Source organism: Tardiphaga sp., from assembly GCF_028290785.1.
GTDB lineage: Bacteria > Pseudomonadota > Alphaproteobacteria > Rhizobiales > Xanthobacteraceae > Tardiphaga.
In genome coordinates this window covers 1-9541 of the sequence record NZ_JAQGJD010000028.1, presented here as the reverse complement: position 1 = coordinate 9541, position 9541 = coordinate 1, and the positions used below count along the sequence as shown (strand labels likewise).

Genomic DNA, 9541 nt, shown 5'->3' with positions numbered 1-9541 from the left:
TCGACCCAACCACGGTACCTGCAACCGCCGGCTTCATGCCGGCACAACAGGAGTGACACATGGCAAAGAAAGTGACCGGATACCTGAAGCTTCAGGTGCCGGCCGGTGCGGCGAATCCTTCGCCCCCGATCGGTCCCGCGCTTGGTCAGCGCGGCCTCAACATCATGGAATTCTGCAAGGCGTTCAACGCGCAGACGCAGAAGATCGACAAGGCGACGCCGATCCCCGTGGTGATCACGATCTACGCAGATCGTTCGTTTACCTTCGAACTGAAGACGCCGCCGATGTCCTTCTTCATCAAGAAGGCCGCCGATCTCAAGTCGGGCTCCAAGCTGCCCGGCCGCGACAAGGCCGGCTCGGTGACCAAGGCGCAGGTGCGCGAAATCGCCGAAGCGAAGATGAAAGATCTGAATTGCGACACCATTGAATCGGCCATGAAGATGGTTGAGGGCTCTGCCCGTTCGATGGGCGTCGAGGTCGCGGGGTAAAGATCATGGCAATTGGAAAACGTTTGAAAGCCGCCCGCGAGGGCATCGATCGTGAGAAGCTCTACACGATCACCGACGCGATCAAGATGATCAAGGAACGCGCCAAGTCGAAGTTCGACGAGACCATCGAAATCTCGATGAACCTCGGCGTCGATCCGCGTCACGCCGACCAGATGGTCCGTGGCGTCGTCTCGCTGCCGAACGGCACCGGCCGCACGTTGCGCGTCGGCGTGTTCGCCAGGGGTCCGAAGGCCGATGAAGCCCGTGCCGCTGGCGCGGACGTCGTCGGTGCCGAGGACCTGGTCGAGAAGGTTCAGGCCGGCGAAATCAACTTCGATCGTTGTATCGCTACCCCCGACATGATGCCGCTGGTCGGTCGCCTGGGTAAGGTGCTCGGCCCGCGCGGCATGATGCCGAACCCGAAGATCGGCACTGTGACCATGGACGTCACCTCGGCCGTCAAGGGTGCCAAGGGCGGTTCGGTCGAGTTCCGCGTCGAGAAGGCCGGCATCGTGCAGGCCGGCATCGGCAAGGCCTCGTTCTCGGAAGAGAAGCTGGTCGAAAACATCAAGGCGCTGGCTGATGCCGTCGCCAAGGCGAAGCCCGCCGGCTCGAAGGGCACTTACGTGCAGCGCGTCGCGGTGTCCTCGACCATGGGTCCTGGCATCAAGGTCGAACCGAGCACCGTGCTCGTCTAAGACCTTCGCAAAGCTTGCAACAACAGGGGCGGAATCGGGATAACCGGTTCCGCCCCTTTCTTTTGGGCAGGCGGCCGATGGCTGCATCTGCGCTGAGCTTAAGGTTCCCTTAACCATGCGGTCCCAAGCTTCGGGAACGTGCCGTCGAGTCTCGGCGCATTCCTGAAGAGCAACTGGAGCCGTGCCATGGCTGAGATTCTCGCCTTCGTAAGGAATACCCCACGATCGACCCGGATCGTGCAGACAGCGGACGATTCGTCCACGATCGTGGTCTTTCCCGGTGCCAGTGTCGGGCTTCTGCAGGCACTTTGGGAGAATCCGGAGGGCGAACTCGTCAGTGCCGGTCCGGACGCTCGCATCGACAATTGATCCAGACATCGGCGAGGCCTCTCGTGGCCAGCCCCGCAGACGCATGGCCCCCGGTATGACCGCCGGGCGGGGTGCTTTCCTGCTGAATATCTCCTAGACACCATCCAACATAAAAACTTGGCCTTGTCGGTGCGCGGCACCACAGGGCACCGGGGGGACGGAATCGGGTTATCCGATTTCGTCCTTTGTTTTGATATTCACAGGAATGCCCTGATGGCCGACAAGGTTCTGATCTATTCGCGCTTCCCGAAGACGCTGATGAAGCGGATTGGCGATCGTTTCGACTTGCTCGACGCAGCCGGCAAGAAGCCGGCCGAGGCGTTCTCTGCCGACGAACTCAAGGACGTTCGCGCGCTGATCACCGCCGGCGGCCAGTCGCTGAAGGGCGACGTGATGGATTCGCTGCCCAACCTCGGCGCTATCATCTGCTACGGCACCGGCTATGACGGCGTCGACTTCAAAGCCGCCTCTGAACGGAAGATCGTCGTTGCCAACAGCCCAGGCGCCAACGCGGCCTCCGTTGCCGACCTCGCGTTGACTCTGATGCTGGCGGTGACCCGGCGCATCCTGCCGGCCGACCAGTATCTGCGCGAGGGCGGCTGGTCCTCGGCCAAACCGTCGCCGCTGATGAGCCCGCTGCCGGGCAATCCCGGCCGCAAGATCGGCGTCTACGGGATGGGCGAGATCGGCCGCAAGATCGCTGCGCGCGTCGCGGCCTTCGAGACCGAGGTGGCCTATTACAGCCGCAGCAAGCATGACGTGCCGTACGAGTACATGAGCAGCCTCGCGGCGCTGGTGGAATGGTGCGACGTGCTGATGATCGCGGTGCGCGCCGGTCCGGACACCCAGCACATCATCGATGCCGACATGCTGAAGAAGCTCGGCCCGAGCGGCTATGTGGTCAACATCTCGCGCGGCTCGGTGATCGATCAGCAGGCGCTGCTGGCAGCATTGACCGACAAGACCATCGCCGGTGCCGGCCTCGACGTGTTCGAGAAGGAGCCGCACGCGCCGGACGCCTTGACGGCGCTGCCCAACGTGGTGCTGACGCCGCATATCGGCGGCCACACGCTGGATTCCCATCTCGGCATGCAGGACTGCGTGATCGCCAATCTCGCGGCGTTTTATGCGGGCAAGCCGCTGCCGTATCCGGTTCATGCCTGACAGGCCCGACAAGGCGCGCGCAGATAGTTCGTGCGCGCCGTTTCCACAAGAACGAGTTTCGTTCCCGGCCGGTACAAAAATAAGTGAGTGGGTTATTCAGCATCGCGGATGTAGATGTTCTGTTCTGTTTAGAACAACTCGAATGTAGGCGTACATTCGAACATAAGGACATCAGCGATGGCTGCGTTCGCACTCAAGATAAACGGTCAGACCCGCCAGGTCGATGTTGACCCCAACACCCCCTTGTTATGGGCGATCCGCGACGGCGCGGGCCTCATGGGCACCAAATACGGTTGCGGTGTCGCGCAATGCGGCGCCTGTACGGTCTACGTCGATGGCCAGACCGTGCGCTCCTGCTCGCTGCCGGTTTCGGCGGTCGGCAATAGCGAGGTCACCACCATCGAAGGCCTCGACAGCAAGGAAGCCAAAGCCGTGCAGGCGGCTTGGGTGGCGCTCGACGTGCCGCAATGCGGCTACTGCCAGTCCGGCCAGATCATGAGCGCCACCGCGCTGCTCAATCTCAATCCCGCCCCCACCGATCGCGACATCGACCTGGCCATGAATGGCAACATCTGCCGCTGCGCCACCTATGTCCGGATTCGCGCCGCCATCCATGGCGCCGCCAAAACGCTGGAGGGTTGAGCCATGACCGTTCATGACAAGGCCACCACCGCACTCTCCCGCCGCTCGCTGCTCAAGGGCGGCGCCGGTCTCGTTCTCGGCGCCTATGTGGTGCGCGCCGACAGACTGTTGGCGCAGGCACCGGCGGCGCCCAAGATCAATATCGCGCCGAACACCTTCCTGATCATCAAGCCCGACAACACGGTCACCGTGCTGAGCAAAGGCATCGAGTTCGGGCAGGGCCCCTTCACCGGCATGGCGACGCTGGTAGCCGAAGAACTCGACGCGGACTGGTCACAGATGCGCGCCGACCACGCACCGTCGAATCCGGAGCTGTACAAGAATCTGGCGTTCGGCATACAGGGCACCGGCGGCTCGACGGCCATTGCGAACTCCTACATCCAGATGCGCCAGGTCGGCGCCGCCGCGCGGCAGATGCTGGTCGCGGCTGCCGCGGAGACGTGGCAGGTGCCGGCGGGCGAGATCACCGTCGAAAACGGCGTCATCAAGCACGCGTCGGGCAAGGAAGGCCGCTTCGGCGAGTTCGCCGAAAAGGCGATGGCGATGCCGGCGCCGGCCGATCCGAAACTGAAGGATCCGTCGAGCTTCAAGCTGATCGGCAAGGAAGGCGTCGTGAAGCGCCTCGACAGCGCCGACAAGACCAACGGCAAGGCGTTCTATACGCTCGACATCAATGAGCCCGACATGCTCACCGTACTGGTGGCGCGTTCGCCCAAATTCGGCGGCAAGGTTGCATCCTTCGATGCGACGGCGGCGAAGGCCGTGGCGGGCGTCGTCGATGTCAAGCAGGTGCCGACCGGCATCGCCGTCTATGCCAAAGGCTTCTGGCCGGCGAAGATGGGTCGCGAGGCGCTGAAGATTGTCTGGGACGACAGCAAGGCTGAGAAGCGCGGCAGCGCAGAATTGCTGCAGCAATTCCGCGGGCTGTCGAAGACCCCCGGCAAAGTTGTGAAAGCCCAGGGTGACTTCGACGGATCGATGGCCAAGGGCGGCCGCGTCGTTGAAGTGGAGTACGTGTTTCCCTATCTGGCGCACGCGGCGATGGAGCCGCTGAACGCCTACCTGAAATGGGATGGTGATAGCGCCTATGCCCGTTACGGCTGCCAGTTTCCGACGCCGGACCATATGGCCATCTCCAAGGTGCTGGGGTTGCCCATCGAGAAGGTGAAGATCGACGTTCTCCTTGCCGGGGGCAGCTTCGGCCGCCGTGCCCAGCAGACCACGCATCAGGCCGTCGAGCTCGCCGAGGTGGCCAAGGCGATCGGGCCGGGCAAGGGCGTCAAGCTGGTCTGGACCCGGGAAGACGACATGCGCGGCGGCTATTACCGCCCCTACAGCATCCATCGCATGCGCGGCGTCGTGCGAGACGGCAAGATCGAGGCCTGGAGCGACACGATCGTCAGCCAGTCGATCATGAAGGGCTCCTTTTTCGAGGCCGTCATGTTCAAGGACGGTCTCGACCCGACCTCCTATGAAGGCTCGCACGAGACTCCGTACGAGGTCGCAAACTTCAAATGCGATATGCATCAGGTCGATGTCGGCGTGCCCGTGCTGTGGTGGCGTTCGGTGGGCCACACCCACACCGGCTACGCCGTCGAGGCTTTCGTCGATGAGCTGCTGGAGGCCGCCGGCAAGGATCCGGTGGAAGGCCGTCTCGAGCTGATGGCCAACAAGAAGCCGCGCCATGCCGGCGTGCTGAAGGCCGTGGCCGAACTGGCCGACTGGAAGAACTACAAGGTGCCGGAGGGCCGCGCCCGCGGCGTCGCGGTGGTGGAGAGCTTCAACACCTTCGTGGCGCAGGTGGTCGAACTGTCGATGACCGACGATGGTCCGAAGGTCCACAAGGTGTGGTGCGCGGTGGACTGCGGTGTCGCCGTCAATCCCGACATCATCCGCTCGCAGATGGAAGGCGGCATCGGCTTCGGCCTCGGCCACATCCTTTATGCCGAGCAGACGCTCGACGCCGGCCGGCCGGTCGCCGGCAACTTCGACACCTATCGCTCGCTGCGCATTAACGAGATGCCGGAGATCGAAGTGACCATCGTGAAATCCACCGAGAAGCCCAGCGGCGTCGGCGAGCCCGGCGTTCCCCCGTTGGGACCGGCGGTAGCCAATGCGATGGCGAAACTCGGAATAGGACGTCCGCGGCAATTGCCGGTCGTGCCGGGAGCCTCCGCATGACCCTGTTCAAGCAATCGATGCTGGCGCTCGCCGCCGGCACCCTCGCGGCTGGGCTGCTGGCCTTTGTCGCACCGGGCTTCCAGGCCGATGCGGCGACAGACACCGCAGTCAATGCGGCGAAGCTGCAGCCGGTCTCGGCCTTCGCCAAGATCAAGAGCAAGAACGAGCGGTCCGTCGCGCTGTTTCAGGAAGTCGGTAAGGTGATCCAGTCGCCGCGCTGCATGAACTGCCATCCGGCGACCGAGCGTCCGACCCAGACCGACCGGATGCGTCCGCACATCCCGCTGGTGGTGCGCGGCGAGGGCGGCGTCGGCGCAGCCGGCGGCCTGGCCTGCTCGACCTGCCATCACGAAGCCAACTTCGATGCCGCCAACGTCCCCGGTAATCCGAAGTGGGCACTGGCACCCGCCGAAATGGCCTGGCAGGGCAAGACGCTCGGCCAGATCTGCGTCCAGATCAAGGACAAGCAACGCAACGGCGGCAAGGACATGGCGGCCTTGGTTCACCATATGGCGGAAGACGAACTGGTCGGCTGGGGCTGGAATCCCGGCGGCAACCGGACCCCGGCACCGGGCACCCAGAAGCAGTTCGGCGAACTGTTCAAGGCCTGGGCGGATTCCGGCGCGGTGTGCCCGAAGGGGTGAGGCGGCGCGGCTTCTTTCCCTCCCCCGCGTCTTAGCGTGGGGAGGGTGGCCGTGCGAAGCGCGGTCGGGTGGGGGTCTCGCAGCGGACGCGATCGTGCGTGGGGCTTTCCCCACCCGTCACGTTGGTTCGCTTCGCTCTCCAACGCGCCACCCCCCCACTGCGCTTCGCTTGGGGGAGGGATCAGTGCCTCCCTGCATAAAAGATGCCGCGGAACAAAATTGCGCTTGGCAATCGCGCCGCGACTCGTTAAACAACCGCTTCCGGACGGGCTGGCGATAGCTGGCGCGTCTGTGTTCGCATCCGACAACCCACATCGTCAGGAGACCATTTCTTTCAGGCTATCCGCATGGATTGCTGGAAAGAGGGTCTACACGACGCGGATTGGACGAAGCGGGCAGGGGTCTCCAGTCAGCCAGCGATGGTTCATCGGATGATCTCGATCCTGTCCGAGACTGCTGGCGCCCGCGACAAACTTTAGCAAGACAAATGCTAGTTTATTCAACGGCTTAATCCTCAAGCCAGCATAGACGGGTGAAGACCGGATTTCGCCAGCGTCGCTTCTCGCGACGGGCCGCGGATCTTGTTCGAACCTCGACAGCCCGCGCCGGTAACGGTTCGGGAGGGCAGGCTTTTCAAATATCGTCTCGCCCGGCGTGTCTGAAGACCGTGTGTCTTGAGGTCAGGTTTTGGGTGGGGCGGTGGGTTTAACCCGGCGGTCCTGCCTAGGCAGAGGCCGCCAACCGGAGAGAGCTTGCTGTGGAAAGAGCGGCAAAAAAGGACGCGGTCGAAGCGCTGAACGGGGTCTTCAAGACCACCAGCGTTGCGGTCGTCGCCCACTATTCCGGCCTCACCGTTGCCCAGATGCAGAAGCTGCGTACGCAGATGAAGCTGGCTGGCGCATCGGTCAAGGTCTCGAAAAACCGTCTCGCCAAAATTGCTCTTGAAGGCACGGACGTCGTTGCCATTGGGTCCCTTTTGAAGGGTCCCACCGTGATCGCCACTTCTGACGATCCGGTAGCGGCACCGAAGGTTGCCGTCGAATTCGCCAAGCTGAATGAGAACTTCGTCATTCTTGGTGGCTCGATGGGTAAAACCGTCCTGAACGTCGACAGCGTCAAGGCTCTGGCCGCGCTGCCCTCGCTCGACGAACTGCGCGCGAAGATCCTGGGTCTCCTTGTGGCACCCGCGACCAAGATCGCTCAGCTCTCGACAGCGCCTGCGTCCAAGCTCGCACGTGTTGTTCAGGCCTATGCCTCAAAGAGCGAAGCGGCCTGACGCCCTTCGCATTCAACCCTGGTTCGAACTAGATACGCTTAAGGAAACAAGACAATGGCCGACCTCAATAAGATCGTTGAAGAACTCTCGAGCCTGACCGTGCTCGAAGCTGCCGACCTCGCCAAGCTGCTTGAAGAAAAGTGGGGCGTGTCTGCCGCTGCTGCCGTCGCTGTTGCTGGCCCTGCCGGCGCTCCGGCTGCTGCCGCTGAAGAGAAGACCGAATTCACCGTCATGCTGACCGCTGCCGGCGACAAGAAGATCGAAGTCATCAAGGAAGTCCGTGCGATCACGGGTCTTGGCCTCAAGGAAGCCAAGGACCTGGTCGAAGGCGCTCCGAAGGCCGTCAAGGAAGGCGTCACCAAGGACGAAGCCGAGAAGATCAAGGCTCAGCTCGAGAAGGCTGGCGCCAAGGTCGAACTCAAGTAAGCACGACAGATTTCACCCGGAAGGCGGCTTAGCGGCCGCCTTCCGGAATGATTTTTGAATTGTACACAGGAATGTGTGGGGAATTCTTGGAACCACCCTCGAATCTCCACTATTGCCATCCCATATCGGGACGGCAGCACGAAAGCACGGTTTGATGGCGGGAACGGCGACGTTTCTGCGTAAACCGTTGGGAGATATGCCAATTTCGGGCTTTTTCAGTCCGTAGCTAGACGGTTTCGACGGGCAGGGTGCAGCCAGGCATCCCGCACGTCGTTTTGCGTTCCGCGATTCAAGTGTTCGACATTGGGACTTTAGTCCTGAAATTGGACCTCGGAGCCGGGGCGTTTTGAAATTCAACCCGGGGGCGACGCCAGTCGTGCCTCGGAAGGTTCGCCCGTTACGGGCGACGAAATGAGAGGCCACGATGGGTCAGCAGACGTTCACAGGTCGCAAGCGCGTTCGCAAGTTCTTCGGTCATATTAAAGAAGTCGCTGAGATGCCGAACCTCATCGAGGTTCAGAAGGCATCCTACGACCAGTTCCTGATGGTCGATGAACCCCAGGGCGGCCGCCTCGACGAGGGTCTGCAGGCGGTGTTCCGGTCGGTTTTCCCGATCTCGGACTTCTCTAACACTTCAATGCTGGAATTCGTTCGATACGAATTTGAGCCGCCGAAATACGACGTCGACGAGTGCCGCCAGCGTGGCATGACTTATGCCGCGCCGCTGAAGGTGACGCTGCGCCTGATCGTGTTCGATATCGACGAGGAAACCGGCGCGAAGTCGGTCAAGGACATCAAGGAGCAGGACGTCTACATGGGCGACATTCCGCTCATGACCATGAACGGCACCTTCGTCGTCAACGGTACCGAGCGCGTCATCGTCTCGCAGATGCATCGCTCGCCGGGCGTGTTCTTCGACCACGACAAGGGCAAGACCCATTCGTCGGGCAAGCTGCTGTTCGCCGCCCGCGTGATCCCGTATCGCGGTTCCTGGCTGGACATCGAGTTCGACGCCAAGGACATCGTGTTCGCGCGCATCGATCGTCGCCGCAAGATTCCGGTGACGTCGCTGATGTTCGCGCTGGGTCTCGACGGCGAGGAAATTCTCTCGACGTTCTACAAGAAGATCCAGTTCAAGAAGATCAAGGAAGGCTGGCGCGTGCCGTTCGACGCCACGCGTTTCCGTGGCTATTCCACCGTCAATGACCTGATCGATGCCGACACCGGTAAGGTCGTGCTCGAAGCCGGCAAGAAGCTCACTGTCCGTGCCGCCCGTCAGCTCGCTGAAAAGGGCCTCAAGGCGCTGCGCATGTCGGACGAGGAGCTCGTCGGCAACTACCTCGCGGAAGATCTGGTCAACGTGAAGACCGGCGAGATCTATGCCGAGGCCGGCGAAGAGATCACCGAGAAGTCGCTGAAGGCGCTGAGCGAGGAGGGCTACAAGGACCTGCCGCTGCTCGACATCGATCACGTCAACATCGGCGCCTACATCCGCAACACGCTGAACGCCGACAAGAACATGACGCGTGAAGACGCGCTGTTCGACATCTACCGCGTGATGCGTCCCGGCGAGCCGCCGACCATCGACTCCGCGCAGAACATGTTCCAGTCGCTGTTCTTCGACTCTGAGCGCTACGACCTCTCCGCGGTCGG

The 9541-nt window shown here is 62.2% G+C and carries 9 protein-coding genes and 1 pseudogene; all 10 read left to right on the top strand.

Features of this window, described 5'->3' with window-relative positions; genetic code table 11:
- Positions 1 to 59: 59 nt before the first annotated feature.
- Positions 60 to 488, top strand: coding sequence for a 50S ribosomal protein L11 (gene rplK, locus JWR89_RS01715; RefSeq protein ID WP_299710986.1), 429 nt, complete (start codon positions 60 to 62; stop codon positions 486 to 488).
- Positions 489 to 493: 5 nt separating this feature from the next.
- Positions 494 to 1186 (top strand): 50S ribosomal protein L1, encoded by a 693-nt coding sequence (gene rplA / locus JWR89_RS01710; protein WP_299710983.1) that lies wholly within the window; start codon positions 494 to 496, stop codon positions 1184 to 1186.
- Between the two features lie 186 nt (positions 1187 to 1372).
- Positions 1373 to 1555 carry a hypothetical protein gene (locus JWR89_RS01705; RefSeq protein WP_299710980.1) on the top strand — a complete coding sequence of 61 codons (183 nt, stop codon included), beginning with the start codon at positions 1373 to 1375 and terminating at the stop codon, positions 1553 to 1555.
- A gap of 213 nt (positions 1556 to 1768) precedes the next feature.
- Positions 1769 to 2719 carry a 2-hydroxyacid dehydrogenase gene (locus tag JWR89_RS01700; RefSeq protein WP_299710977.1) on the top strand — a complete coding sequence of 317 codons (951 nt, stop codon included), beginning with the start codon at positions 1769 to 1771 and terminating at the stop codon, positions 2717 to 2719.
- 177 nt (positions 2720 to 2896) lie between these two features.
- Positions 2897 to 3361, top strand: a complete 465-nt coding sequence (locus JWR89_RS01695; protein WP_299710974.1) for a (2Fe-2S)-binding protein — start codon at positions 2897 to 2899, stop codon at positions 3359 to 3361.
- 3 nt (positions 3362 to 3364) lie between these two features.
- On the top strand, positions 3365 to 5542 hold the full coding sequence (locus JWR89_RS01690) for a xanthine dehydrogenase family protein molybdopterin-binding subunit (RefSeq protein WP_299710971.1): 2178 nt from the start codon (positions 3365 to 3367) through the stop codon (positions 5540 to 5542).
- On the top strand, positions 5539 to 6186 hold the full coding sequence (locus JWR89_RS01685) for an Isoquinoline 1-oxidoreductase subunit (protein WP_299710968.1): 648 nt from the start codon (positions 5539 to 5541) through the stop codon (positions 6184 to 6186). Before JWR89_RS01690 ends, JWR89_RS01685 begins: the two co-directional genes overlap by 4 nt.
- 757 nt (positions 6187 to 6943) lie before the next feature.
- The gene (gene rplJ / locus JWR89_RS01680; RefSeq protein WP_299710965.1) at positions 6944 to 7462 is read left to right on the top strand and encodes a 50S ribosomal protein L10; all 519 of its coding nucleotides are present in this window, start codon (positions 6944 to 6946) and stop codon (positions 7460 to 7462) included.
- A 54-nt stretch (positions 7463 to 7516) separates the two neighbouring features.
- Entirely contained in the window at positions 7517 to 7888 is a 372-nt protein-coding gene (gene rplL, locus JWR89_RS01675) for a 50S ribosomal protein L7/L12 (protein ID WP_299710962.1), read from the top strand.
- A 424-nt stretch (positions 7889 to 8312) separates the two neighbouring features.
- Positions 8313 to 9541, top strand: a pseudogene (locus JWR89_RS01670) (DNA-directed RNA polymerase subunit beta); the annotation flags it as partial.

What these genes read in the sequence shown, in the direction of transcription:
- rplK (WP_299710986.1), top strand. Translation starts at nt 60, where the DNA reads ATGGCAAAGAAAGTGACCGGATACCTGAAGCTTCAGGTGCCGGCCGGT.
- rplA (WP_299710983.1), top strand. Translation starts at nt 494, where the DNA reads ATGGCAATTGGAAAACGTTTGAAAGCCGCCCGCGAGGGCATCGATCGT.
- JWR89_RS01705 (WP_299710980.1), top strand. Translation starts at nt 1,373, where the DNA reads ATGGCTGAGATTCTCGCCTTCGTAAGGAATACCCCACGATCGACCCGG.
- JWR89_RS01700 (WP_299710977.1), top strand. Translation starts at nt 1,769, where the DNA reads ATGGCCGACAAGGTTCTGATCTATTCGCGCTTCCCGAAGACGCTGATG.
- JWR89_RS01695 (WP_299710974.1), top strand. Translation starts at nt 2,897, where the DNA reads ATGGCTGCGTTCGCACTCAAGATAAACGGTCAGACCCGCCAGGTCGAT.
- JWR89_RS01690 (WP_299710971.1), top strand. Translation starts at nt 3,365, where the DNA reads ATGACCGTTCATGACAAGGCCACCACCGCACTCTCCCGCCGCTCGCTG.
- JWR89_RS01685 (WP_299710968.1), top strand. Translation starts at nt 5,539, where the DNA reads ATGACCCTGTTCAAGCAATCGATGCTGGCGCTCGCCGCCGGCACCCTC.
- rplL (WP_299710962.1), top strand. Translation starts at nt 7,517, where the DNA reads ATGGCCGACCTCAATAAGATCGTTGAAGAACTCTCGAGCCTGACCGTG.